The sequence below is a fragment of the Bradyrhizobium yuanmingense genome (assembly GCF_900094575.1).
GTDB classification, from domain to species: domain Bacteria; phylum Pseudomonadota; class Alphaproteobacteria; order Rhizobiales; family Xanthobacteraceae; genus Bradyrhizobium; species Bradyrhizobium yuanmingense.
In genome coordinates this window covers 742,950-765,566 of the sequence record NZ_FMAE01000002.1, presented here as the reverse complement: position 1 = coordinate 765,566, position 22,617 = coordinate 742,950, and the positions used below count along the sequence as shown (strand labels likewise).

23 protein-coding genes are annotated in these 22,617 nt (G+C 64.6%); 12 read left to right on the top strand and 11 right to left on the bottom strand.

Annotation, left to right across the window (positions count from 1 at the left end; translation table 11 throughout):
* Positions 1-70: 70 nt before the first annotated feature.
* Positions 71-505: a VOC family protein gene (locus GA0061099_RS08645; RefSeq protein WP_036020379.1), complete on the top strand. Its 435-nt coding sequence runs from the start codon at positions 71-73 to the stop codon at positions 503-505.
* A gap of 47 nt (positions 506-552) precedes the next feature.
* On the opposite strand, the gene GA0061099_RS08640 is transcribed toward GA0061099_RS08645, so the two are convergent.
* Positions 553-885, bottom strand: coding sequence for a PRC-barrel domain-containing protein (locus tag GA0061099_RS08640; protein ID WP_036001758.1), 333 nt, complete (start codon positions 883-885; stop codon positions 553-555).
* Positions 886-1,537: 652 nt separating this feature from the next.
* Between GA0061099_RS08640 and GA0061099_RS08635 the strand changes: the two genes are divergently transcribed.
* Positions 1,538-1,891 carry a hypothetical protein gene (locus GA0061099_RS08635; RefSeq protein WP_370142355.1) on the top strand — a complete coding sequence of 118 codons (354 nt, stop codon included), beginning with the start codon at positions 1,538-1,540 and terminating at the stop codon, positions 1,889-1,891.
* A gap of 31 nt (positions 1,892-1,922) precedes the next feature.
* On the opposite strand, the gene GA0061099_RS08630 is transcribed toward GA0061099_RS08635, so the two are convergent.
* The 9 genes from GA0061099_RS08630 to GA0061099_RS08590 all read right to left on the bottom strand — a co-directional run bounded on the left by GA0061099_RS08630 (position 1,923) and on the right by GA0061099_RS08590 (position 10,677).
* A complete protein-coding gene (locus tag GA0061099_RS08630) occupies positions 1,923-4,172 on the bottom strand; it encodes a TonB-dependent siderophore receptor (protein ID WP_036020373.1) in 2,250 nt (749 codons plus the stop codon).
* 185 nt (positions 4,173-4,357) lie between these two features.
* The gene (locus tag GA0061099_RS08625; RefSeq protein WP_244429297.1) at positions 4,358-5,125 is read right to left on the bottom strand and encodes a helix-turn-helix transcriptional regulator; all 768 of its coding nucleotides are present in this window, start codon (positions 5,123-5,125) and stop codon (positions 4,358-4,360) included.
* Between the two features lie 232 nt (positions 5,126-5,357).
* Positions 5,358-6,071 (bottom strand): ABC transporter ATP-binding protein, encoded by a 714-nt coding sequence (locus tag GA0061099_RS08620; RefSeq protein WP_036001768.1) that lies wholly within the window; start codon positions 6,069-6,071, stop codon positions 5,358-5,360.
* Positions 6,064-6,831, bottom strand: coding sequence for an ABC transporter ATP-binding protein (locus tag GA0061099_RS08615; RefSeq protein WP_036020354.1), 768 nt, complete (start codon positions 6,829-6,831; stop codon positions 6,064-6,066). The genes GA0061099_RS08620 and GA0061099_RS08615 overlap by 8 nt, the downstream gene beginning before the upstream one ends.
* Positions 6,824-7,768 carry a branched-chain amino acid ABC transporter permease gene (locus GA0061099_RS08610; protein WP_036020352.1) on the bottom strand — a complete coding sequence of 315 codons (945 nt, stop codon included), beginning with the start codon at positions 7,766-7,768 and terminating at the stop codon, positions 6,824-6,826. Before GA0061099_RS08610 ends, GA0061099_RS08615 begins: the two co-directional genes overlap by 8 nt.
* A complete protein-coding gene (locus tag GA0061099_RS08605) occupies positions 7,765-8,682 on the bottom strand; it encodes a branched-chain amino acid ABC transporter permease (RefSeq protein ID WP_036001780.1) in 918 nt (305 codons plus the stop codon). Before GA0061099_RS08605 ends, GA0061099_RS08610 begins: the two co-directional genes overlap by 4 nt.
* 303 nt (positions 8,683-8,985) lie before the next feature.
* Positions 8,986-9,204 (bottom strand): hypothetical protein, encoded by a 219-nt coding sequence (locus GA0061099_RS08600; protein ID WP_036001783.1) that lies wholly within the window; start codon positions 9,202-9,204, stop codon positions 8,986-8,988.
* A gap of 1 nt (position 9,205) precedes the next feature.
* Complete coding sequence (locus tag GA0061099_RS08595) at positions 9,206-9,865, bottom strand: acyl-homoserine-lactone synthase (protein ID WP_036020350.1); 660 nt, start codon at positions 9,863-9,865, stop codon at positions 9,206-9,208.
* An 83-nt stretch (positions 9,866-9,948) separates the two neighbouring features.
* Positions 9,949-10,677 carry a helix-turn-helix transcriptional regulator gene (locus tag GA0061099_RS08590; RefSeq protein WP_036001794.1) on the bottom strand — a complete coding sequence of 243 codons (729 nt, stop codon included), beginning with the start codon at positions 10,675-10,677 and terminating at the stop codon, positions 9,949-9,951.
* A 165-nt stretch (positions 10,678-10,842) separates the two neighbouring features.
* Here GA0061099_RS08590 and GA0061099_RS39845 point away from each other — a divergent pair, with 165 nt between their 5' ends.
* From GA0061099_RS39845 to GA0061099_RS08545, 10 genes are all read left to right on the top strand, one after another.
* On the top strand, positions 10,843-11,019 hold the full coding sequence (locus GA0061099_RS39845) for a hypothetical protein (RefSeq protein ID WP_036001797.1): 177 nt from the start codon (positions 10,843-10,845) through the stop codon (positions 11,017-11,019).
* A gap of 368 nt (positions 11,020-11,387) precedes the next feature.
* Positions 11,388-12,326 carry a LysR family transcriptional regulator gene (locus tag GA0061099_RS08585; RefSeq protein WP_036001799.1) on the top strand — a complete coding sequence of 313 codons (939 nt, stop codon included), beginning with the start codon at positions 11,388-11,390 and terminating at the stop codon, positions 12,324-12,326.
* A gap of 131 nt (positions 12,327-12,457) precedes the next feature.
* Positions 12,458-13,333, top strand: coding sequence for a shikimate dehydrogenase (locus GA0061099_RS08580; RefSeq protein ID WP_036020348.1), 876 nt, complete (start codon positions 12,458-12,460; stop codon positions 13,331-13,333).
* 56 nt (positions 13,334-13,389) lie between these two features.
* Positions 13,390-14,520 (top strand): ABC transporter substrate-binding protein, encoded by a 1,131-nt coding sequence (locus GA0061099_RS08575; protein WP_036020347.1) that lies wholly within the window; start codon positions 13,390-13,392, stop codon positions 14,518-14,520.
* A 218-nt stretch (positions 14,521-14,738) separates the two neighbouring features.
* Positions 14,739-15,614 (top strand): branched-chain amino acid ABC transporter permease, encoded by an 876-nt coding sequence (locus GA0061099_RS08570; protein ID WP_036020345.1) that lies wholly within the window; start codon positions 14,739-14,741, stop codon positions 15,612-15,614.
* Positions 15,611-16,609 (top strand): branched-chain amino acid ABC transporter permease, encoded by a 999-nt coding sequence (locus GA0061099_RS08565; protein WP_036020342.1) that lies wholly within the window; start codon positions 15,611-15,613, stop codon positions 16,607-16,609. The genes GA0061099_RS08570 and GA0061099_RS08565 overlap by 4 nt, the downstream gene beginning before the upstream one ends.
* Positions 16,606-17,349 (top strand): ABC transporter ATP-binding protein, encoded by a 744-nt coding sequence (locus tag GA0061099_RS08560; RefSeq protein ID WP_036001814.1) that lies wholly within the window; start codon positions 16,606-16,608, stop codon positions 17,347-17,349. Before GA0061099_RS08565 ends, GA0061099_RS08560 begins: the two co-directional genes overlap by 4 nt.
* A 9-nt stretch (positions 17,350-17,358) precedes the next feature.
* Positions 17,359-18,096, top strand: a complete 738-nt coding sequence (locus tag GA0061099_RS08555) for an ABC transporter ATP-binding protein (RefSeq protein WP_036020339.1) — start codon at positions 17,359-17,361, stop codon at positions 18,094-18,096.
* A complete protein-coding gene (locus GA0061099_RS08550) occupies positions 18,093-19,151 on the top strand; it encodes a Gfo/Idh/MocA family protein (protein WP_036020335.1) in 1,059 nt (352 codons plus the stop codon). The genes GA0061099_RS08555 and GA0061099_RS08550 overlap by 4 nt, the downstream gene beginning before the upstream one ends.
* Positions 19,148-21,019 carry a bifunctional sugar phosphate isomerase/epimerase/4-hydroxyphenylpyruvate dioxygenase family protein gene (locus GA0061099_RS08545; RefSeq protein WP_036020331.1) on the top strand — a complete coding sequence of 624 codons (1,872 nt, stop codon included), beginning with the start codon at positions 19,148-19,150 and terminating at the stop codon, positions 21,017-21,019. Before GA0061099_RS08550 ends, GA0061099_RS08545 begins: the two co-directional genes overlap by 4 nt.
* Before the next feature lie 172 nt (positions 21,020-21,191).
* On the opposite strand, the gene GA0061099_RS08540 is transcribed toward GA0061099_RS08545, so the two are convergent.
* Complete coding sequence (locus GA0061099_RS08540; protein WP_036020328.1) at positions 21,192-22,364, bottom strand: ABC transporter substrate-binding protein; 1,173 nt, start codon at positions 22,362-22,364, stop codon at positions 21,192-21,194.
* Positions 22,365-22,617: the final 253 nt, after the last annotated feature.

The following is a 22,617-nucleotide window of genomic DNA, read 5'->3' as shown; positions in this document are numbered from 1 at the left end:
TCAAGCCGGCCGCCATGATCCGAACTAGGGTCGGCTTCGCAACAAGCTTGCACCGAACCTGGAGAGTGTCATGAACCAGCCGAACGGCTACGAAGCGCCGCGCCTCTACCACACCATGCGCTGTAGGGATGCCGAGGCGATGATCGCCTGGCTGAAGGACGTTCTCGGCTTCACCGAACGGGTGGTGTACCGCAAGGAGGGCACGGTCGTTCACGCCGAGCTGGCGTTCGGATCGTCGATCCTCATGCTGGGCGCGCATCGCGACGATGCCTACGGCAAATTGGTTGGCGACATCGGCGGCCGGCGGACGGATGCCGTCTATCTGGCCGTGGAGGATCCCGACGCGCTCTTTCAAAAGGTGAAAGCCGCCGGGGCGCAGATCGAGATGGAGCCCTACACGACCGATTATGGCAGCCGCGATTTCGCCGCACGCGATCCGGAGGGCGGGCTCTGGAGCTTCGGCACCTATTGGCCCAAGGTCGGCGAGCAGCCGCTCGCGGGATAGCGGGCGCTCGCGTCAAATACTGCTCCGCGGCCGAACCGTCTTGCTCGCTAGACCGACCAGTAATGCGGATGCGGGTAGGGCCGCGAGCGGTCGCCCCAGTCGAACGCGTCGCCATCGAACTCGCACGGGCCGCTGCTGAGTTCGTCCAGCGTCTGCTCGGTCTGGAACGCCTGCCGTGCTGGATCGTATTTCAGCGCGCTCCACTGCAGCGGATAATGGTGACGCGTACCGAGCAGCCCGCCGGTCTTGATCACGGCATAGGCAACCGTTCCGCTCATCTTGTCGAGCATCAACCGCTCGATCGTGCCGAGCTTCGTGCCGTCGCGTCCGTAGACGGCGACGTGCTCCACGCGATCACTGGGAACCATGGTGTGGTTCATGGTGTCCTCCCTGTTCTCTTGTGTTCACGATATTATAGCACCGGTTTCGCGGCGGCGGGAGCAGCTACAACTGCTGTAAGCGGCCCGCCCCGGCCACCAGAGCGTCACTTCAGCCGAATCGTGTCGACGCGACGGCACTGGACGCAATGATAAACGTGCTCCGCAGGCAGCGTGACTATTCCAGGTAGTGTCGCCAGGAACTTCATTGGCCGCCTGCATTTTGAGCAGATGAGGATCGGCGGATCGTCTTGGCGATCGGAACTCATACAATAACCGGGGCTGAGGCGCCCGCACGTTACTGCCGCGCTGCGGGCGCTTCATCCCGGGAGAACTACCGGCCTTGATCGGAATCCGATCGGCCCCGCTCGGCGCGCTGCTTCACGCCCGCGTGAGGCGACTTCTTCCGGACTGTTGCGACGACATCGCGCCGCCCCCGGACGAAGCCATTTTCCTCACCCGGCGAAAAACGCCGGAAAGGCAGGCGGTCTAGATTCTCTGCATTGATCAACAACGGAGTTCGGTCATGTGGGGTCAACTTTTCAGCCTGATCTATCGCCTGTCCTGCCGGACCACCCTGATCGAGATCGGCACGCACCGCCTCGCGCGTTAGGTCCATGAAGCCCAAGGGAATTGGGTAAGATCGATTGACCAGATGACGGGGATTGCCATGCGCAAGCTGATCCTGATCGCCGCGATGTCGCTGCTCGCAAGCCAGGCCCATGCCGGAGGCTCGCGGAGCCTCAGCCTGGCGGCGGCCGATTCGAAGCAACCGGCCACCGAGCAGCCGGCCGCGCCGGCCGCCGTGCCGCCGCAGGCGACGCAAGCGTCACCGGCAAACGTCCAGACGCCGACCGCACCCGCCGCAACGGCACCAACCGCCGCAGCTCCGGTGCAATCAAGCACGACGCCGGCAAAGACGACCGAAGCGCCAAAGCCGAAACGCCGGCAGCCATCTGTCGAAGCCCGCGTGATCCGCGAACTGCACCGCCACGGGATCTATTGGTAATTGTCCGGCGACGTCCGCCCGGCAGCTCCGCTCACCAGCGATAGCCGAGCGTGGCGATGACGGTCAGCGGCGCGCCCCGGTAGCAGTAACCGACCTGACACGTCGTGTAGTGCACATTGAACAGGTTCTTGGCGTTGACCTGGAACGTGAGGCCCTTCAGCTCCTTTGCGGCCTGGCTGAAATCGTATTTCAGCGCGGCATCGACCAGGGTCACCGAGCTGTTCTTGAACGTGTTCGCGTCGTCGCCATAGCTCCAAGACATGTAGCGCGCGCCGGCACCGACGCTCAGGCCCGCGAAGGGACCAGCCAGCGGCAGGGCGTAATTGCCCCACAGCGTCACGGTGTGCGGAGGATTGCCCGACGGAAACTTGCCGACCAGCGCGCTGTCGCCGGCCTGCTTGGTGACCATGTCGAGATAGGTGTAGGACGAGGTGATGTCGAAACCATTGCCGAGGCTTGCAAGCCCCTGCAATTCGAAGCCGCGGCTTTGAATTTCGCCGCGCTGGACCGTCACGCCGGTGCCCGTCGTCACCAGGCCGCCATCCTGCGTCAGGTCGAACACGGCAGCGGTAATGAGGCTTCGCGTCCCCGGCGGCTGATACTTCACGCCGATCTCGGTCTGCTTGCCGGTGGTCGGCTTGAAGAAGGCGCCTGAGGGATCGACGCCGAGATTGGGAAAAAACGACGTCGAATAGGCGATGTAGGGCGCCACACCGGAATCGAACAAATAGGTCAGGCCTGCCCGCCCACTATAGGCCTGATCAGATTGCGTCTGTCTTGTCAGCGCGAACCGGTCCTCGCCGGTGGTGCGGACCCAGTCGCTGCGGCCGCTCAGCGTCAGGATCCAGTGGTCGAGTTTGGTCTGGTCCTGAATGTAGACGCCGGACTGGGTTTGCCGCTGCGCCGTGGACGAGGAGATCGCGGGATCCGGAATGGATTCCGGCGCATAGACCGGCGCAGCCAGATTGAGATCGGACACGCCGAAGCCGAACCCCTGCTTGTCGGTGAACTTCGACGATGTGTAGTCGGTGCCGACCAGAAGCGTGTGCTGCACCGGGCCGGTGGAGAGCTTCGCCTCGACCTGGTTGTCCATGATGGCCGATTGCAGCGTGTCGTGGACGTAGCCGGTATAACGCGACACGACGTTGCCGACGGGAGCACCGAGAAAGCCGACATAGCGCGTGACAGCGTCGAGATCGACGTAGCGGAATTTCTGGCGGACGGTCACGGCGTTGTCGAACGCGTGCTCGAACAGATAGCCGATGCGCCCCTGCTCCTGGTCGAGCGAATTGTAGGACGGGCTGCCCGTGAAGATGTCCGTCGTCGTCCCGATGCCCGAAGAATAGGTGAACATCGAGCCCGGCGTCTTCGATTTCTGATAGGCGCCGAGAAGCGTGAGGGTTGTCGATTGGTCGGGTCTCCAGGTGACGGCGGGAGCGACATAGGTGCGGTTGTCCTTGCCGCCCGGCACGAACACGTCGGCGTCTCGCACCATGCCGGTCAGCCGATAGGAGAATTGGCCGTTGGGATCGATCGGCCCCGAAAAATCGAAATTGCCCTGAACGCGTTCGCGATCGCCGAACAGCGTCTGCACCTCGTGGAAAGGCTGGCTGGTCGGCAGCTTGCTTTGCAGATCGATCAGTCCGCCTGGCGAGCCGAGGCCGTAGAGCGCCGAGCTCGGGCCGCGGACCACGGTGATGCTGTCGACCCCATAGGGCTCCGTCTTGAACACGCCAAGGCCAGCGCCGACGAGACGCAGGCCGTCGAGATAGATGCCGTTATAGGTGATGTCGAAGCCGCGGATCGAGATGGCGTCGAAGCGCGGATCGTAGCCCGAGGCATCGATGCGCACGCCCGGCTCATAGCCGACTGCCTGCGTCAGCGTCTGCACGGCGCGGTCGTTGAGCTCCTTGCGCGTCACGACCGAGATCGACTGCGGCGTCTCCAGCAGGGGCGTGTTCGTCTTGGTGCCGGCGGAGCTGCTGCTGGCAACGTAGCTGTTCTCGCTCGATATCGTGGCGCGACCGCCACCTGCCTCGCGCGCATCCTGGCTTGCGGCTTGCCTGGAGGCGGCATTGCGTTGCGCCGCGACACGGCCGCGTTGCGACGGTGAATTGCGCTGGGCAGACACGGCGCGCGGGCGCACCTGATTCGGCGCCTCCACGGTGACGGGCGGCAATGACGCGGCCGTCGATCCCGAATTGGTCCCGGAGACCTGTGCAAGGGTCGGTGTCACCTGCAAAACCACGCCCAGACCGGCCGCCCCCAGACCAGCCTTCATCAACCGTTCCCAACCGAACGTCTGTCCGTCGCCACGCCTCATTGTCTTCCCCAAGCTCCGTCTTTGGACCACCCGGGAGTAATCAGATCGAGACGCACGACGCCTTTGCGACTGCGCAAATCGCCTTTGAGTCCACGTGGAGGCTTTCAAGACTGAGGCGTGAGGCGGCGCATCGCCTGCTGCCGTTACTCGCAGCGACTGGGCGAATGACCGAAGCGCCTGCGAAAGGCCGTCGCGAAGTTCGCCGGATGGGTATAGCCGACCCGATAGGCCGCCTCGGTGACCGACAGGCGCTGGTGAATCAGAAGGGCTCGTGCAGTATCGAGCCGGCGCGCCCTCAGATAGTCGATGGCGCTCTCGCCATAGGCGATCTGGAATTTCTGATTGAAAGATCGCCGGCTCAGGCCTGCGTTCCGCGCCAGCTCGTCGATGCTCCAGGGATAGCCGAGGTCGGCATCCATCCGCTCCTTGACCGATTGCAGGCGCATGCGCTGGAGGTCTGTTGCCGGATCGACCGCGATCCGGCTGCACTCGCCGAACAAGGCATGGACGACGATCTCGGCGGCATGCGCCGACATCAGCAATCGCGCCGCGTTTCCGGCGACCGGCGGCGAGAACATTTCCGCCGCGACGGCCCGCACGCGCGCTGATGCGGCCAGCGAGAGGACGACCGCGCCAGATCCTTCGTCCTTGAACAGCGCCCGAAACGCGGCGCCGAGTCCGAGCTGATCGATGGATGCTCCGGGCAACGCAAGGCCGATGGCGCACCGCATTGAGCGCTTCACGGCGAGGGACTCGCGCACCGCGATCACCCCCATCCGCCTCTCGCCGATCGAGCGCGTCAGAGTGCCGGGGCCAGCACCGGCTTGATCGAACGCCACCGAGATGAACAAGCCCGGCGCTGCGATTGCAGGCCCCTCGGCGTCGGCTCGGAACTCACCTTGGACGACCACGCAGCCCGGATAATCCAGCCATTGGGCTGCCCCTCGCTGTGCGGAACCGACGTCGTCCTCAGGCAACCCGACAATTTGCTCGTAAAAGTCCCGCATCGAATCCACAACGCCGCGTCTTCTTTGACGGCTGACGGCGGCACGCTCAAGAGCTCAGCGCGCTGTTTGGAGGATTTCGAATTTGGATTTGCTCGAAGAGTAGCTCGCATTGCCGCGGCGAAGGCGACGAACGCGTTTAAATTCCCAGATATTTGTGCTGCAGGTCCGGCGCGGCCATCAGCTCGTCGGAGGTGCCGCTCCACACCGTCTTGCCGCGCTCGATGATGTAGTGGCGATCGCAGATGCGGGCGAGATGGTCGACGTTCTTGTCGACGACCAGGATCGACTGTCCGCGGCTCTTGAGTAGCGACAGGCAATTCCAGATCTCCTGCCGGATCAGCGGCGCGAGGCCTTCGGTCGCCTCGTCCAGGATCAGGAGCTTTGGATTCGTCATCAGCGCGCGGCCGATCGCGAGCATCTGCTGCTCGCCACCGGAAAGCTGGTTGCCCATGTTGGACGCGCGTTCGGCGAGGCGCGGAAACATCACGTAGATCGCGGCGAGCGTCCAGGGATTATCGCTGTTGAAGCGATCCGCCGCGGCCGCGACCAGGTTTTCGCGCACGGTGAGGTTCGGAAAGATCTGCCGGCCCTCGGGCACGAGACCAACACCGAGTTTCGCAATCCGGTAGGACGGAAGCTGCCGCACCTCCGCGCCCGCGAAGCGAATGGTGCCCGCGCGCGCCGGCGTCAGGCCCATGATGGAGCGGATGGTGGTGGTCTTGCCCATGCCGTTGCGGCCCATCAGCGAGACCATCTCGCCCGGCTTGATCGACAGCGACAGGCCGAACAGCACCTGGGACAGGCCGTAGCAGGTCTCGATGCCGTCGACCTCGAGCAGCGTGTCAGCCATGATGCGTCACCACATGCTGATCGCCGAGATAGGCGCGCTTGACGTCCTCATTGGCCCGGATCGCGGCCGGGTCGCCGGAGGCGATGACGCGGCCATAGACCAGCACCGTGATGCGGTCGGCCAGCGCGAACACCGCCGGCATGTCGTGCTCGACCAGCACGATCGAGACCTCTTTCCGCAGCTCCTGGAGCAGCTTCACCATGCGCTGGGATTCGGTCACGCCGAGGCCGGCCATCGGCTCGTCGAGTAGCAACAGCTTCGGCTTACTTGCGAGCGCGACTGCGAGCTCCAGCTCGCGGCGTTCGCCGTGGCTGAGCCTGGAGACCACGATATCGGCGCGATGGCCGAGGCCGACGCGATCGAGCGCCGCCTGGGCGGCATCGCGCAGACCCTTCTCTTTCCGCGCATTGGCGAAGAATCGGAACGAGGTGCCGGCATGCGCCTGCGCCGCCAGCGCGACATTGTCCGCGGCGGTGAAGTCGAGCAGCAGCGAGGTGATCTGGAACGAACGCGCCAGGCCCAACGCGCAGCGGCGATAGGCCGGCAGATAGGTGATGTCGCGCCCCGCCAGCGAGACGCTGCCGGAATGCGGTTCGAGATGCCCGGTGAGCTGGCTAATCAGCGTGGTCTTGCCGGCGCCGTTCGGGCCGATGATGGCGTGCAGCTCGCCGGATGCGACGTCGAGCGAGACGTTGTCGGTGGCGACGATGCCGCCGAAGCGGCGCACCAGCTTTTCGACGCGGAGCAAGGGTTCAGCCACGGCCAGCCCTCCCGAGTGCGCCCATGATGCCGCCGCGGCCGAACAGGACGATGAGCAGCAGCAGCGGGCCCAGGATCAGCGCCCAATATTCGGTGATCTGCGACAGCAGTTCTTCCAGCAGCAGGAACACCACCGCACCCATGACCGGGCCGAACAGCGTGCCCATGCCGCCCAGGATCACCATCACCATGAGGTCGCCGGAACGGGTCCAGTACATCACGGCCGGGCTTACGAAATCGGTGTTGTTGGCGAGCAGCGCGCCGGCAAGGCCGCACATCGTGCCTGATATGACGAAGCAGACCAGTTGGTAACGCTTGGCCGGGAAGCCGATGGCCTGCATGCGCTGCTCGTTGGAACGCAGGCCCTGCACGACAAGACCGAAGCGCGAGTTGACGATGCGCCATATCAGGAGCATGACGCCGAAAAGGCAGGCGAGGCAGAGATAATAGAACTGCGTGCGGTTGCCGAGATCGATCAGGCCCGAGAAGTCGCTGCGCGTGTAGATGGTCAGGCCGTCGTCGCCGCCGTAACGAGCCAGGCCCGAGGCGACATAGTAGGCCATCTGGGCGAAGGCCAGCGTGATCATGATGAAGTAGACGCCACGGGTGCGCAGCGACAGCGCGCCGATCACCAGCGCATAGATCCCCGACGCCGCAATCGCGACCGGAAACTGGATGAAGCCGGACCCAACGCCTTCCTGCGCGAGCATGCCGACGGCATAGCCGCCGATGCCGAGATACGCGGCATGGCCAAAGCTCATCAGGCCCGCAAATCCCATGATGAGGTTGAGGCTCGCAGCCGCCAGCGCCAGGATGATGATGCGGGTGAACAGCGTCAGGATGAAGATGTTGCCAGTCAGATGCGAGTAGAGCGGCAGCAGCACGAGGCCCGCCAGCATCAGGGCCGTGACGGCCTTGCTCACGCTCAAACTCTTCATCGACGGTTGGCCGGAAACAGCCCCTCCGGCCGCACCACCAGCACGATCGCCATCAGCAGATAGATCAGCATGGAGGACAGCGCGGGCGCGGCGGTGGATGCGGCGGCGCCGCTCAGCACCTGGCGGAGCAGGTTCGGAAGGAAGGCGCGGCCGAGCGTGTCGATCATGCCGACGAAGATCGCAGCGAGGAAAGCGCCGCGGATCGAACCGATGCCGCCGATCACGATGATGACGAAAGCGAGGATCAGGATGTTCTCGCCCATGCCGATCTGCACGGTCAGGATCGGCGCCTGCATCAGCCCGGCAAGGCCCGCGAGTGCGGCGCCCAGGCCGAACACCAGCGTGTAGAGCAGCTTGATGTTGATGCCGAGCGCGCCGATCATCTCGCGGTTGGATGCGCCGGCCCGGATCAGCATGCCGATGCGGGTGCGCATCACGCCGAGATAGAGCAGCAGCGCGACCAGCAGCGCTACCCCAATGATGGCGAGGCGATAGGCGGGATAGTGAATGCCGGGCAGGATCGGCACCGGCACGGTGAGCCAGGCCGGCAGCGGCAGCGCCAGGCCCGCCGGGCCCCAGATCAGCCGCACGGCTTCGTTGAAGAACAGGATCAGGCCGAAGGTCGCGAGCACGTGGTCGAGATGGTCGCGGCCATAGAGATGCCGCAGCGCGCTCACCTCCAGCACGATGCCGAGCACGAGCGTCGCGCCCAACGCCATCAGCGCGCCGAGCAGGAAGCTGCCGGTCCAGGCCGCGAAGGTGGCGGCGAAATAGGCGCCCATCATATAGAGCGAGCCGTGCGCGAGGTTGACGAGATCCATGATCCCGAACACCAGCGTCAGGCCCGCGGCGAGCAGGAACAGCAGCAGACCGAACTGCAACCCATTCAAGAATTGTTCGACGACGAGCAGCATCAGGACTCTTTCAGGCGCATACAGACTCGCGCCGATGTTCGAACACTGTCGCCATCAGTGAAAGAGCTCCCCCTGCCTCTTCAAGGCCGAAAAATGGGTAATGGCAGTATCGTTCCAAGGCAAGAGCGATTCGACATCAAACATGCACTTTGTTGCATCTCGGCACCTGCGGCCGGGACGCGCCCCGCAATGCAAAAAAGCTGCCGCGCGGCATGAGGCAACCTGCCGCAGCGAAACGGCATCACCCTCTCACCGGCTGGCGGTGAGAGGGTACGATCGTCGTAAAATCGAGCAGGGCTGCGTCTAGTGCGACGTCATCTGCCGGGGGAGCTCGTCCGGCTCGGCGAGAACGCTGTTGGCCGTCGACGCCTCCAGGGCCGCCATCCGAAACAGATAAGCGAGCGTCGTCAATCCGGTGTCCTCCGCCATTTGCGCCAGTTCGAGCGCCATGTCGGACATGTAGCCGAGATCCTCGTCTTTCATTTGCGCCATGATCTGGCTGTCCCGCATCACGTTCGACATCTCAGGCGCTCTTTCGTTGCGCGGCAACATGACCGCAGAGGTTGGCACGGGCGATGGCATCGAGACGAGGGCCGTCCTGCTGCACGACCGAAGCCGTGCCGATCCGATGATGCAGGGCATCGAGCGTCTCCCGACGAATGTCGATGGTCGCCGCCATGGTCCATGCGTTCTCGACCAGAGCCGGTAGGCCGAGCGGCGTCACGACGAAGCCGGCTTCGTGGAAGCGCGGCAGCCACCAGGTCTCCATGATCGCGCTGACCTGCGCGATTCCCTGGTCGAGGCAGAACTCCTGCACCGCAGCCATCAGTTGCAGGTTGAGCGCGCCGTCGCGGCGATCGCGCACGACGAAGTAGCGCGACCATTCCCACACTAGCGGATCGGCGGGCCAGCCGCGAACCGCCGCCAGATGCGGAAACACCTCACTCATCATCGAGGGCTTGGTGGTCGGATAGAGCCGATGACCGCCCACGACGCGGCGGCCTTCCAGCGCCAGCAGGTAGACGGTGTCCTCGTCGTCGTAGGAATCGATCTCACGGCCATCCGGCCTGCGCAGCGTCTCCCAGCGCCGCTCCTCGACGAAGATGTCGTGACGCAGCCGGAAATGCTGCTCGATTACGTCTTCATAAAGGTGACGATTTACCGCGGAAACTGCGTGAATCATGAAAACCCCCATTCATCCTCAATGGGGGGAGATTCTGCGAAAAGACGCAGCTTCGGTATTGGGAAATTTCCCAGTAAGGCGGCTTAAGGATTGATGATCTTGTTCCGAATCGCCAGCGCGACCGCATGCGTACGGTTGACCGCGCCGAGCTTGCGCGCAGCAGTTGCAAGATGCTCTTCGGCGGTGCGCTGGGTGATGTGCAGGATCTCGCCGATTTCCCAGGCCGACTTCCCCTGCGAAGCCCAGGCGATCACCTCGCGCTCGCGCGGGGTGAGGCGCGTCGACGGATGCGGCATCGGCTCGAGCAGGCGGCGAATATGGTCGAAGCCATACATCGCCATCAGGTGCAGCGCCGGCTTGCTGCGCGCATTGAGGTCGAGATGGACGCCGCCGAGCGAGACCGCGGCCTCGTAGCCGGTGAGCCCGTGGATCGGCACGATGAAGCCGCGCGACATGCGGAACTCGCTGGCACGGTTCATCACCTCGGCCGCATTCGGCTCGAGTTCCGCATCATAGGGCGCTTCCGACCACTCGAACGGATTGACCGACTGCCGGCACAACCGCACCACGGGATCGAAACGATCGTAGTTTTTCTCGGTGTAGAGGCTGAACCATCCCGCAGGCCAGCGTTTGGCGAGCACCATCTGCGCAAACTGCTGATCGGGATTGGGCAACCCCGTCACGATGATGGTTTCGAAGCCGAAGCGACCGAACGCCGCTTCGAGCGCGTTCATGGCCTCTGGTACCTTGCGGTAGGTCTGCAGGCCTTCGATGAAGTCGAGCGCCTCCCGGCCATAGTCTACGGCGGACATCGTACGTTTCCTGACCCTCGCGCTTCCGTATAGCACGTATTCACAGACCGCCTCAATTCGCTGTGGCCGTAGTTTCCCGGTGCTCATGCGCTCTGAGGATTTAACTACTTGTGGCAGAATTGACGCCACGATACACCTGAGAACATCCGAAGCGGGAAGCCAACGATGGAAGACGAGGACATCGCCCTCAACAGCGTACTCGGCCTGGAATTGAACCGCGTGTTTTTTGCCGTCCGCGAAACGGCGAACAAGCAGAAGATCATCGAGTTTGCGCGCGAGGTGCTGCAGAGCGAGCGCGCGGAGCTGGCCGAGAGCGTGTCGCCGGAAGGGCCGGCGAGCTAGAACGCCGTTGCAAAGACGACGCCGGAGCAACAGATCGCGTCACGAGGACGCCTCTCCATCTGACCGCGCGGGTTTTAGTCGAAACACTCTGACTGCGAATTTTGGCTTCCCTTCTCCCCTTGTGGGAGAAGGTGGCGCGAAGCGCCGGATGAGGGGTCTCTCTCCGCGAATCCAACTCCCATTTGAAGTCGCGGAGAGAGACCCCTCACCCGTCTCGCCGCTCTACGGCGATCCACCCTCTCCCACAAGGGGAGAGGGAAAGCGCCAGCCTCCGGCCACATCGGCGCACACTTGCCGCTGGATGACAGCGCATCTCTCGTGAGATGATCGCCGCGATCTCTTGTCGATGCCAGGGACAGTTCAAGGCCATGATGACGCTGCGCCAGGTCGAAGTGATCCGTGCCGTGATGGTGACGGGCACCATCGGCGGTGCGGCGAAGCTGCTCAACGTCTCGGCGCCGGGGATCAGCCGCCTCGTCAAATACACCGAGCGCTCGCTCGGCATCCGCTTCTTCCAGCGCCAAAACGGGCGCTACTTCCCGACGCCGGAAGCGGAGAACATCTTCGAGCAGATCAACGGCGTCTACAAGAAGGTCGACGACCTCTCCGAGATCATCTCCAAGATCGGCCGCGGCGGCCTGTCGGAGCTGCGCATCGGCTCGGTGCCGAGCATCTCGCAGGTGATGGTGCCGCGTGCGATCGAGCGCGTCCGCCGCCGCTATCCCGATCTCGGCATCGACATCAACATCCTCAAGCTCGAGGAAGCCATCGACTACCTGATGCTCGGCCGCGGCGAATGCGTGGCGATGAGCTATCGGCTCGAGCATTCCGGGCTCGACTTCATGCCGCTCGCCTCGGGCGAGCTCTATTGCATCGTGCCGCCCGGCCACGAGCTCTCCGGCCGCAAGCAGGTCTCCGCCGCCGAGATCACGCGCTATCCGCTGATCGGCATCGATCCCAACGACCCCTACGGCCGGATCATGGCCGGGATCTTCGCGCGCCACCGGCTCGACTACAACATCACGATCCGCGCGCGCTTCGGCACCACCGTCTGCGCGCTGGTGAAGGCGGGGCTCGGCATCGCCATCATCGACCAGTTCACCGTCGCCCATGGCGGCTATCCCGGCATCGAGCTTCTGAAGATCGCCGAGCCGACGCGGTTCGACACCTACATCGCAGTCAAGCGCGGCACGCCGCTGTCGCTGCATGCCGAGTATTTCATCGAGGCCCTGCGCGCCGAGATGCGCGCGGTCGAGCCCTCCCGCGGCAGTGGCAAGACCGCCCCTGCCCGCGGGCGGAGGAAATAACATGATGTTAGGTTTGCCAGATAAAAGGGTAATTGTGTTAGGCGGGGGAAAGGCTATCGTCGCAGCTGGAATTGCACGGATTTCCCCGCTAATGGCCGGGGCCGGACGCTCCCTTGAGACGATAGCGAACCATGTCGAAACGCGGATACGCCGCCAGTAAGAAGCTCCTCACCGGCCTGATCGGCGCCCCGATCGCGCATTCCGCCTCGCCCGCCATGCATGAGCGCGCCGCCGAAGCGCTCGGCCTGCGCGGCCATTACCAGCTCATCGAGGTCGCCGGGGCCGATGCGGCCGGGCTGCGCATGATGCTCGAGGGCGTCCGGCGGCTCGGCTTTGCCGGCGTCAATGTCACCTACCCCTACAAGGAAGCGGTGGTGCCGCTGCTCGACGCGCTGGCGCCGGGCGCAGCCAGCATGGGCGCGGTCAACACCGTCGTCGTCAGGGATGGCCGGCTGACCGGCCACAACACCGACACCACGGGTTTTGCGCGGGCGGTGACGCCGTTGCTGGCGCCCTCCGGCAACGCCATCGCCCTGATCGGCGCCGGCGGCGTCGGCAAGGCCATCGCGTTTGCGCTGGCGAGCCGAGAGGTGGCTGACATCCGCATTTTCGACAGCGAGCCGGCGCGCGCCGAGAAGCTGGCCACCATGCTCGCCCCGCGCGGCGCCCGCGTCGCCGCCAGCGTCGAGGATGCGCTCGAGGGTGCGACCGGTCTCGTCAACGGCACGCCGGTCGGCATGCTGCCGAACCGTGACACGCCGGTGCCGGCGAGACTGCTCAGGGCGGACCTTTGGGTCGCCGACGCCGTCTACTCGCCGCTGATCACGCCGCTGCTGGCCGCAGCGCGAGAGAAGGGCGCGAAGATCATGACCGGCCGCGACCTCGCGATCTACCAGGCCGCCGACGCCTTCGAATTGTTCACAGGCCTTGCCCCATCCACCGAGATCATGGGAGAGGCTTTCGACGCCGTGATGGCAGCGCGCAGCGCCGCCTATCAGGCAGCTTGAGGCGAAGCGGCCGGATACAAGGCCGCTTGCAAGATTTGAAACGGGAGGAGAGGACGATGAAATCAACGCTAGTGGTGGGCGCATTGCTCACCCTCATGACCGCAACGGGCGCCTTTGCCCAGGCAATCAAGCTCGCCAACGTCGCGGAGCTCTCGGGCGGCGGCGCCACCGTCGGCACGAACTGGAAGAACGGCATCGACCTCGCGATCGAGGAGATCAACGCCAAGGGCGGCGTGCTCGGCCGCAAGCTCGAGGTCAGCCACGCCGACTCGCAGTCCAACCCCGGGGTGGCGCGCGCCCAGGTGCAGAAGGCGCTCGACGCCGAGCCCTATGTGCTGCTCGGGCCCGGTTACTCCGGCTCGGTGAAGGTGACCGCGCCGCTCGCGGCCGAAGCCGGCATCGCGCAGATCATGGGCGGCGAAGCCGCCGAGCTGACGCAGACAGGAAACAAGTTCCTGTTCCGCACCTCCTTCGGCCAGCAATCCTCAATGCCGAAGGTCGCAAAGTACATCCACGACGAGATGAAGGCGAAGACCGTTGCGGTGGTCTGGGTCAACAACGATTTCGGCCGCGGTGGCCGCGACGTCGTGGTCAAGGAGCTCGACCGGCTCGGCTCCAAGGTCGTCGCCGATCTCTCCACCGAAGCGGGCCAGGCCGACTTCGCCGCCGACGTCGGCAAGATCAAGGCCGCCAATCCCGACGCCGTGTTCGTCTACCTGAACGAGGAAGAGAGCGCGCGCATCCTGAAGGAGCTGAAGCGCCAGGGCGTCACCGCGCCGCTGATGGGCGAGACCACGCTGATCGGCCAGAAGGTGATCGAGCTCGCGGGCGATGCCGCCAACGGCGCGCGCGGCCATGTCGGCCTCACCACCGACGCGCCGGTCGATCTGGTCAAGGCGTTCCGCGAGAAGTTCTCCAAGAAGTACAATTACGTCCCCGATCATAACGGCCTGAAGGGCTACCTCGCCGTCTACATGGTGAAGGCGACCACGGAAAAGATGGGCAAGGTCGACCCGAAGAAGTTCGCCGACACGCTGCACGGCCTCACCATCAAGGCCGCGGACGAGCCGGGCATTTTGATGGACGTCACCTTCAGCGACACCGGCGACATCGACCGCCAGAGCTTCCTGGTCGAGGTGGTCGAAGGCAAGCAGGTGGTGAAGCAGGTGCTGCCCAAGGTGAAGTGAAGCGTGGCCCTTCTCCCTCGCCCCGCTCTACGCGGGGAGAGATCTTTCGTCTCCCTCTCCCCGCCCCATCGCGGGGAGAGGGCGGGGTGAGGGGCTGCTTCCGCGACGACGGTGACAATCGATTACGCGGAGACAGCCCCTCACCCCAACCCTCTCCCCGTAAGTACGGGGAGAGGGAGAAGAAAGAGAGCGGGGAGAGGGAGAGGAAAGAGGGGAACATGTCCAACCTATTCGATCTACTGGTCGCGGGGCTCGCCACCGGCGCCATCTACGCGCTGGTCGCGGTCGGCTTCACGCTGCTGTGGCAGACCTCGCAGACTATCAATTTCGCGCAAGGCGAGTTCGTGATGCTGCCGGCGTTCCTGATGCTGGCCGCGATGCATGTGGGCGCGCCGTTCTGGCTCGCGATCATCCTCGGCATCCTGCTCTCGCTGATCCTGCTCGGGCTCGCCTTCAAGATGCTGCTGGTGGACCCGATGATGCGTCACGGTGTGCTACCGCTGGCGATCGCGACCATGGCGCTCGCGATCGCCATCAAGGAATCGGTCAAGCAGTTCTACAGCGCGGAGGCTTCGCCCTTCCCCTCGATCGTGCCGACCGGCGACATCTCCATCCTCGGCCATGCTGTGTCGCTGCAGAGCATCGGCGTGCTCACTGTTGCCATCCTCGCCGTTCTCGGCCTGACCACGCTGCTGAGCCGTACCTCGCTCGGCCACCAGATGCAGGCGGCGGCGCAGAACCCGACGGTGGCCCGCATCATCGGCGTCCCGGTCGAGCGCATGATCCTGCTGACCTTCCTGATCAACGCCTTCCTGGTGGCGCTGGCCTCGCTGCTGATCACACCGATCTACCTCGCAAAATTCTCGTCCGGCGAGGTGCTGGGCCAGGCCGCCTTCATCGCCGCGATCGTCGGCGGCTTCAACCAGGTGCGCGGCGCCATCGCCGGCGGCCTGCTGATCGGCGTACTCGACAATCTCGCGGCGGCCTATGTCTCGACGCAGTATCGCGCCGCCGTGCCGATGATGTTCCTGATCGCCGTCATCCTGTTCCGGCCGCAGGGCTTGCTCGGCCGTGCCGAGGAGCGCACCGTATGAGCGGCATCGCCAAACCCCTGAAGATCGCGCTCGGCCTTGCCATCATCGCCGCGCTGATCATCGTCCCCATGAACTTCAACCGCTACGGCCTGTTCATCCTGAGCCAATGGGCGGTGATGAGCATCGCCGCCATGGGGCTCAATCTCACGCTCGGCTATGCCGGCCAGGTCTCGCTGGCGCAAGGCGCCTTCGTCGGCATCGGCGCCTATGCGGCCGCGATCATGACCACACATGGCTGGCCGCTGCCGGCGGCGATCCTGGTGGCGATCGTCTTGAGCTTTGCGATCGGCTGGGTGCTCGGCTATCCCGCACTGCGCGTGCAGCACCATTACCTCGCCTTCGTCACCCTCGCCTTTTCCACCCTCGCCTTCCTGGTGTTCCGCAACGAGAGCTGGCTGACCGGCGGCATCTACGGCATCTCCAACATTCCGCGTCCGCACATCTTCGGCATCGCGACCAACAAGCCGCTGCCGTTCTACTATGTCTGCCTCGGCTCGCTCGCGATCGTCTCGCTTGCGGTGTGGTGGCTGATCCGTTCGCCCTGGGGCCGTGCCTTCATGGCGTTGCGCGAGAATCCGTTGCGCGCGCAATCCCTCGGCGTCGACACCCGCCGCTACACGCTGATGGCGTTCGCGATCGGCTCGGCGCTCGGCGGCGTCGCCGGAGCGCTCTATGCGCCGCTGACGCAATATATCGATCCCGTGCCGTTCAACCTGTCGCTCTCGCTCGACCTCCTCTTGATGGTGATCGTCGGCGGCGCCGGCTTCTATTTCGGCCCGTTCCTGGGCGCGATGATCGCGGTGCTGCTGCCGGAATGGCTGCGCTTCACGGAAGGCTACTACCTGATGCTCTACGCCGTCGCCGTGATGCTGCTGCTGATCTGGTCGCCAACCGGCATTCTCGGAATCCTCGACCGATATCTCGCCGAGCGCCGCACCAAGGCGGCGTCCGCGCTGCGCGCCGTCGCAAAGTCGCGCCTGGAGACGGCGCAATGAGTGCGGTCCTCGAAGTCACCGACATCAAGAAGAGCTTTGGCGGCATTCACGCCGTCAACGGGGTCTCGTTCGACGTGCGCGAGGGCGAGATCCTCGGCCTGATCGGGCCGAACGGCTGCGGCAAGTCCACGCTGTTCAACTGCATCCTCGGCCAGCTCACGCCGACCGGCGGCGAAGTCAAGCTCGACGGACAGGTCGTCACGGGCCTGCGTCCCTCCGAGCTCAACAAGCTCGGGGTCAGCCGCACCTTCCAGCTGTTGCAGGTGTTCCCAAAGCTCTCGGTGCGCGAGAACCTGATCCTCGCCGGACAGGAGCACCAGGGCAACATGGCCTCGCGCCTGGTCGGCCGCTCCGATGCCGGGCTGACGGAGGCCGCGAACCAGATGATCGGATTCTTCAAGCTCGACCATCTCGCCGACGAGCCGGCTGGGGGTCTCTCTTATGGTCAGCAAAAACTGCTCGATGCCGCCATGGCCTTCATGGGCGGCTCGCGCCTGGTGCTGCTCGACGAGCCAGCCGGCGGCGTCAACCCGTCGATGCTGGCGGACCTCAAGGAGCGCCTGGTCGCGATCAACCGCGAGAAGAACGCCACCTTCGTCGTGATCGAGCACAACATGGAGTTCGTGATGTCGCTGTGCTCGCGCGTGATGGTGATGGCGGAAGGCAAGGTGCTGGCGATGGGCCGGCCCGACGAGGTCCGCAAGAACCCCGCCGTGATCGAAGCCTATCTCGGACATTAGGAGCGCGTAATGAGCGATCCCATTCTCTCGGTCCACAATCTCGTCGGCGGCTACGGCAAGATGACGATCTTGAACGGCACGACGTTTGCCGTGCCGTCAGCCACGATCACGACGATCATCGGCCCGAACGGCGCCGGCAAATCGACGGTATTCAAGGCCATCTTCGGCCTGCTCAAGCTGCGCGAAGGCAAGATCAGCTTCGCCGGCCGCGACGTCACCAATTTGAGCCAGCGCGCGCTGCTCAACGCCGGCATCTGTTATGTGCCGCAGGGCCGCAACATCTTTCCCGAGCTGTCGGTGCGCCACAATATCGAGCTCGGCGGCGTCGCCGCCGACAAGGGCCTCGACCTGCCCAAGCGGATCGAGGCGGCGCTCGACCTGTTTCCGGCATTGCGGCGCAAGTCCGCGCAGCAGGCCTCGACGCTATCAGGCGGCGAGCAGAAGCAGCTCGAGATCGCCCGCTCGCTGCTGCTCGAGCCGAAGCTGGTGCTGGTCGACGAGCCCTCGATCGGTCTGTCGCCGCTGATGGTGCAGCAGACCTTCGACATCCTCAAGAGCTTGCGCGATCGCGGCGTCACCATCCTGATGATCGAGCAGAACGCGCGCTCGGCGCTGGAGATCTCCGACATCGGCATCGTGCTGGAGCTTGGCCAGACCCGCATGGTCGATGACGCCAGGCGCATTCTGAACGATCCGCGCATCGGGCAGCTCTTCCTCGGCGGCGCCATGGAGGAGAGTGCAGCATGAGCGCGAGAATGCGGATCGCCGTGGCCGGCGCCGGCCTGATCGGCCGTCGCCATATCGAGTTGATCGAGTCCTCCCAGGATTGCGTGCTCGCCGGCATCGCAGACCCCTCGCCCGCCGCGAAGGAATATGCGCGGGCGCATGGCGTGCCCTGCTATGCGGACCATCGCGCGCTGCTGGCCGAAGAGAAGCCCGACGGCCTCATCATTGCGTCGCCCAACACGTTGCACTTGCCGATGGCGCTCGACTGCGCCGAAGCCGGCGTGCCGGCTTTGATCGAGAAGCCGGTGACCGAGACGGTTGCCACCGCGCAACGCCTGTGCGCGGCGGTGGGACGCACCGGCGTGCCGATGCTGGTCGGCCACCACCGGCGGCACAATCCCGTCATCAAGTCGGCCCGCGAGGCCGTGACGAACGGAAAGCTCGGCCAGCTCACGGCCGTGGTCGGGCTATGGCTCCTCAAGAAGCCCGACGATTATTTCGAAGTCGCCTGGCGGCGCGAGGCAGGCGGCGGGCCACTGCTGATCAATCTCATCCACGACATCGACAATCTCCGCTTCATCTGCGGCGAGATCGTCGAGGTGCAGGCGCTGACCTCGAACAAGGTGCGCGGCTTCGCGGTCGAGGACACCGCCGCGCTGCTGCTGCGCTTCGCCAACGGCGCGCTGGGCACGGTAACCGTGTCGGATGCGACGCCGGCGCCGTGGAGCTGGGAGCTCTCCTCAGGCGAGAACCCGGCCTATCCCAGGCAGGACCAGCCCTGCTACATCTTCGCAGGGACGGCGGGTTCGCTCTCCGTGCCGAACATGGAGCTGTGGTCATACACAGAGCAGCCCGGCTGGTACGCGCCGCTGTCGCGCGCGACCATCGCGCCGCCCGCGTTCGATCCGCTGGTCGAGCAGCTCCGGCATTTCTGCGCAATGATTGCCGGCCGTGAACAGCCGCTGATCTCGGTCGAGGACGCGATGGGAACGCTCGCCGTCGTCGAAGCCGTCAGCGCGGCCGCGCGTACCGGGCAAACGATCTCGCCGGGGCAGATCATGGAGCAGGCCGCATGAACAAGCGCTCGATCGCCACCGTCTCCCTCTCAGGCAGCCTCGACGAAAAGCTCCGCGCCATCGCCGCCGCGGGCTTCGATGCGGTCGAAATCTTCGAGAACGACCTGCTGTCGTTCGGCGCCGGCCCACGCGATATCGCGAAGATGTGCACGGACCTCAATCTCGAGATCTGTGCGTTCCAGCCGTTCCGCGATTTCGAGGGCATGCCGGAGCCGCAGCGTGCGCGCAACTTCGCCCGCGCGGAGCGGAAGTTCGATCTGATGCAGGAGCTCGGCACCGATCTGTTGCTGATCTGCTCCAACGTCTCACCCGCCGCGCTCGGCGGCATCGACCGCGCGGCTGACGATTTTCGCGAGCTTGGCGATCGCGCCGCGAAACGTCGTTTGCGCGTCGGCTATGAGGCGCTGGCCTGGGGCCGCCACGTCAACGATTACCGCGACGCCTGGGAGATCGTGCGCCGCGCCGATCATCCCGCGATTGGCGTCATCCTCGACAGCTTCCATGCGCTGGCACCTGGCTTTCCGACCCGCGCCATGGCCTCGATCCCCGGCGACAAGATCTTTCTGGTGCAGCTCTCCGACGCGCCAAGGCTCGAGCTCGACATCCTGTCATTGAGCCGGCACTTCCGCTCTTTCCCCGGCCAGGGCGACCTGCCGGTCGGCGCGTTCATGGCGGCGATCGCAGCGACCGGCTATGCCGGACCGCTGTCGCTGGAAATCTTCAACGACCAGTTCCGCGCCGGCTCGGCCGCACAGACCGCCGTCGATGGCCTGCGCTCGCTGATTCTGCTGGAGGACCAGCTCGCACCGGACTGGCCGAATTTCGCCGGCAAGGCGCTGGCCCCGAAGGCGAAGAGCCGCGGCACCGGCTTCATCGAATTTGCCGTGAACGAGAGCAAGGCCGGCGAGCTTGGCCGCCTGTTCTCACAGCTCGGCTTCCGCAAGAGCGGCCAGCACCGCAGCAAGGCGGTGGAGCGCTGGTCGCAGGGCAAGGTCGAGCTCGTCATCAATTGCGAGACCGACGGCTTTGCGCATTCGCACTATGTCACCCACGGGCCCGGCGTCTGCGCCATCGCGCTCGACGTCGACGACGCCGACCGCGCCATGCAGCGTGCCGAGACGCTGAAAGCGCGCACCTTCTACCAGCCGGTCGGACCGGGTGAACTCGAGATTCCCGCGATCCATGGCGTCGGCGGCAGCCTGCTCTATTTTCTCGACCAGGCCGGCAAGAACTGGGACACCGATTTCGAGCCTGTCGCAAGCGACGCCAGCGCCGATGCGCTGGTCGCCGTCGACCACATCGCGCAGTCGATGCCCTATGACGAGATGCTGACCTGGCTGCTGTTCTACACCGGCATTCTCGATCTGAAACGCCTGCCGCAGATGGAGATCGCCGACCCCAGAGGCCTCGTGCAGAGCCAGGCCGTCATCAACGCCGACCAGAGCCTGCGCTTCGTGCTCAACGGCTCCTCTGCCAACCGCACCCTGCCGGCGCGCTTCATCTCCGAGTTCTTCGGCTCGGGCGTGCAGCATGTCGCCTTCGCGTGTCAGGATATTTTTGCGACCGTCGCCGCGATGCGCCAGCGCGGCGCGGGCTTCCTGGACATCCCCGACAATTACTACGACGACATCGAAGCCAAATACGATCTTTCGCCCGAACTGATGGCGCAGCTGCGCGCCAACCACATCCTCTACGACCGCGAAGGCGACGGCGAGTTCTTCCAGGTCTACACCCACATCTTCGACGAGCGCTTCTTCTTCGAGATCGTCGAGCGCAGGAACTATCAGGGTTTTGGCGCGGCCAACGCCGGCATCAGGCTCGCAGCGCAAGCGCGCGAGGTGCGCCCGGCAAGCATGCCGAGGGTGTAGGCAATTCTGCTTCCCCTCTCCCCTTGCGGGAGAGGGTGGCTCGCCGCAAAGCGGCGGAACGGGTGAGGGGTCTCTCTCCTCACGGACAATCTTGCAAGGGGAGAGAACCCCTCATCCGGCGCTTCGCGCCACCTTCTCCCACAAGGGGAGAAGGGGCTACGTCGCTTGTGGCTCACTTCATCTTGCACTTCTCGTGGAAGCGATCCTGATCGTTCTCGACGATGGTGGCGACGGTCTTCAAGGCGAGCTGGCCTTCGGAATCCTTGACCACGTCCTGCAGATAGAAGTTCTGGATCGGGATGTGGTTGTTGCCGAACTTGAACGCGCCGCGCACCGACTTGAAGTTGGCCTTCTCCATCTCGGCCTTCATCTCGTCCTTCTTGGAGGTGTCTCCCTTCACGGCGACGACGGCGCTGTTGATCAGGTTCGCGGCGTCATAGGACTGCGCGCCGTAGAAGGTCGGGCGCAGGCCGGGGTACTTCTTGCGGTAGTCGGCGACGAAGCGCTTGTTCTGCTCGTTGGGGAGGTCGTTGACCCATTGCTGCGCACCGGGCACCCCGAGCGCATTCTCCTTCTGGAGCGGCAGCGAGAGCTCGTCGATGGTGAAGGCGGTGTAGAGCGGCATCGTGCTCTTCAGCCCGGCCTGTGCATATTGGTTCAGGAATTGCACGCCAGCAGCACCCGGGTAGAACACGAAGATCGACTCGGCGCCGGAGGCACGCGCCTTGGAGAGCTCGGCGGAGAAGTCGAGCTGGCTCGGCCACACCGTATATTCCTCACCCACGACCTGACCCTTGAAGGTGCTCTTGACGCCGGCCAGCATGTCCTTGCCGGCGGCATAGTTCGGGCCGATCAGGAACACCGACTTGACACCCTTCTGGTTCATATAGGTGCCGACCGCCTGCGGGGTCTGGTCGTTCTGCCAGGAGGTCGAGAACACGTAAGGCGAGCACAGCTCGCCCGCGAGCTGCGACGGACCGGCATTGGCCGAGATCAGGAAGGTCTTCGAATCGACCGCGGTCTTGAGCGAGGCGAGCAGCACGTTCGACCAGATATAGCCGACGATGAAGTCGACCTTGTCGGACTGCACCAGCTTCTCGGTCTTCTGCTTGCCGACGTCGGGCTTCTGCCCGTCGTCCTCGTAGATCACCTCGACCGGCTTGCCGCCCATCTTGCGGCCGAGATGATCGAGCGCGAGCTCGAAGGAATTGCGCATGTCGTTGCCGATCACGGCGGTCGGGCCGCTGAAGGTCGAGACGAAGCCGATCTTGATGGTGTCTCCGGCGAATGCCTGATTTGCCAGCACCAGCGCCGCTGCGCCCGCCAGCCAGAATGCCGTCCTCATAACACTCCCTCCTTAATTATCGGTCCTGGAAGCAGGGTGATCGCCGCTCCAGGCCTGTCTCTATTGAACGCAAAATATGTCGCGCCGCCAATGGCTCAGCGCCCGCCCTGCACCATATTTCGCCCCGATCTGAGATGGCAAGAATTATAATTCTACTCACTTCGGCCGAGGCCGGCCCAGGGCCGGTCCGGGAGGCTGCGGCGCTTTTTCGCGCCGGATCGATACATCAGGCCTATGCGACGATTGATGACCT

Excerpts from the sequence above, each read along its gene's own strand:
- GA0061099_RS08550 (WP_036020335.1), top strand. The coding sequence starts at position 18,093 with ATGAGCGCGAGAATGCGGATCGCCGTGGCCGGCGCCGGCCTGATCGGC.
- GA0061099_RS08585 (WP_036001799.1), top strand. The coding sequence starts at position 11,388 with ATGATGACGCTGCGCCAGGTCGAAGTGATCCGTGCCGTGATGGTGACG.
- GA0061099_RS08540 (WP_036020328.1), bottom strand. The coding sequence starts at position 22,364 with ATGAGGACGGCATTCTGGCTGGCGGGCGCAGCGGCGCTGGTGCTGGCA.
- GA0061099_RS08620 (WP_036001768.1), bottom strand. The coding sequence starts at position 6,071 with ATGGCTGACACGCTGCTCGAGGTCGACGGCATCGAGACCTGCTACGGC.
- GA0061099_RS08560 (WP_036001814.1), top strand. The coding sequence starts at position 16,606 with ATGAGTGCGGTCCTCGAAGTCACCGACATCAAGAAGAGCTTTGGCGGC.
- GA0061099_RS08565 (WP_036020342.1), top strand. The coding sequence starts at position 15,611 with ATGAGCGGCATCGCCAAACCCCTGAAGATCGCGCTCGGCCTTGCCATC.
- GA0061099_RS08635 (WP_370142355.1), top strand. The coding sequence starts at position 1,538 with ATGACGGGGATTGCCATGCGCAAGCTGATCCTGATCGCCGCGATGTCG.
- GA0061099_RS08640 (WP_036001758.1), bottom strand. The coding sequence starts at position 885 with ATGAACCACACCATGGTTCCCAGTGATCGCGTGGAGCACGTCGCCGTC.
- GA0061099_RS08605 (WP_036001780.1), bottom strand. The coding sequence starts at position 8,682 with ATGCTGCTCGTCGTCGAACAATTCTTGAATGGGTTGCAGTTCGGTCTG.
- GA0061099_RS08570 (WP_036020345.1), top strand. The coding sequence starts at position 14,739 with ATGTCCAACCTATTCGATCTACTGGTCGCGGGGCTCGCCACCGGCGCC.
- GA0061099_RS08590 (WP_036001794.1), bottom strand. The coding sequence starts at position 10,677 with ATGTCCGCCGTAGACTATGGCCGGGAGGCGCTCGACTTCATCGAAGGC.
- GA0061099_RS08600 (WP_036001783.1), bottom strand. The coding sequence starts at position 9,204 with ATGTCGAACGTGATGCGGGACAGCCAGATCATGGCGCAAATGAAAGAC.
- GA0061099_RS08580 (WP_036020348.1), top strand. The coding sequence starts at position 12,458 with ATGTCGAAACGCGGATACGCCGCCAGTAAGAAGCTCCTCACCGGCCTG.
- GA0061099_RS39845 (WP_036001797.1), top strand. The coding sequence starts at position 10,843 with ATGGAAGACGAGGACATCGCCCTCAACAGCGTACTCGGCCTGGAATTG.
- GA0061099_RS08545 (WP_036020331.1), top strand. The coding sequence starts at position 19,148 with ATGAACAAGCGCTCGATCGCCACCGTCTCCCTCTCAGGCAGCCTCGAC.
- GA0061099_RS08595 (WP_036020350.1), bottom strand. The coding sequence starts at position 9,865 with ATGATTCACGCAGTTTCCGCGGTAAATCGTCACCTTTATGAAGACGTA.
- GA0061099_RS08645 (WP_036020379.1), top strand. The coding sequence starts at position 71 with ATGAACCAGCCGAACGGCTACGAAGCGCCGCGCCTCTACCACACCATG.
- GA0061099_RS08630 (WP_036020373.1), bottom strand. The coding sequence starts at position 4,172 with ATGAAGGCTGGTCTGGGGGCGGCCGGTCTGGGCGTGGTTTTGCAGGTG.
- GA0061099_RS08555 (WP_036020339.1), top strand. The coding sequence starts at position 17,359 with ATGAGCGATCCCATTCTCTCGGTCCACAATCTCGTCGGCGGCTACGGC.
- GA0061099_RS08575 (WP_036020347.1), top strand. The coding sequence starts at position 13,390 with ATGAAATCAACGCTAGTGGTGGGCGCATTGCTCACCCTCATGACCGCA.
- GA0061099_RS08610 (WP_036020352.1), bottom strand. The coding sequence starts at position 7,768 with ATGAAGAGTTTGAGCGTGAGCAAGGCCGTCACGGCCCTGATGCTGGCG.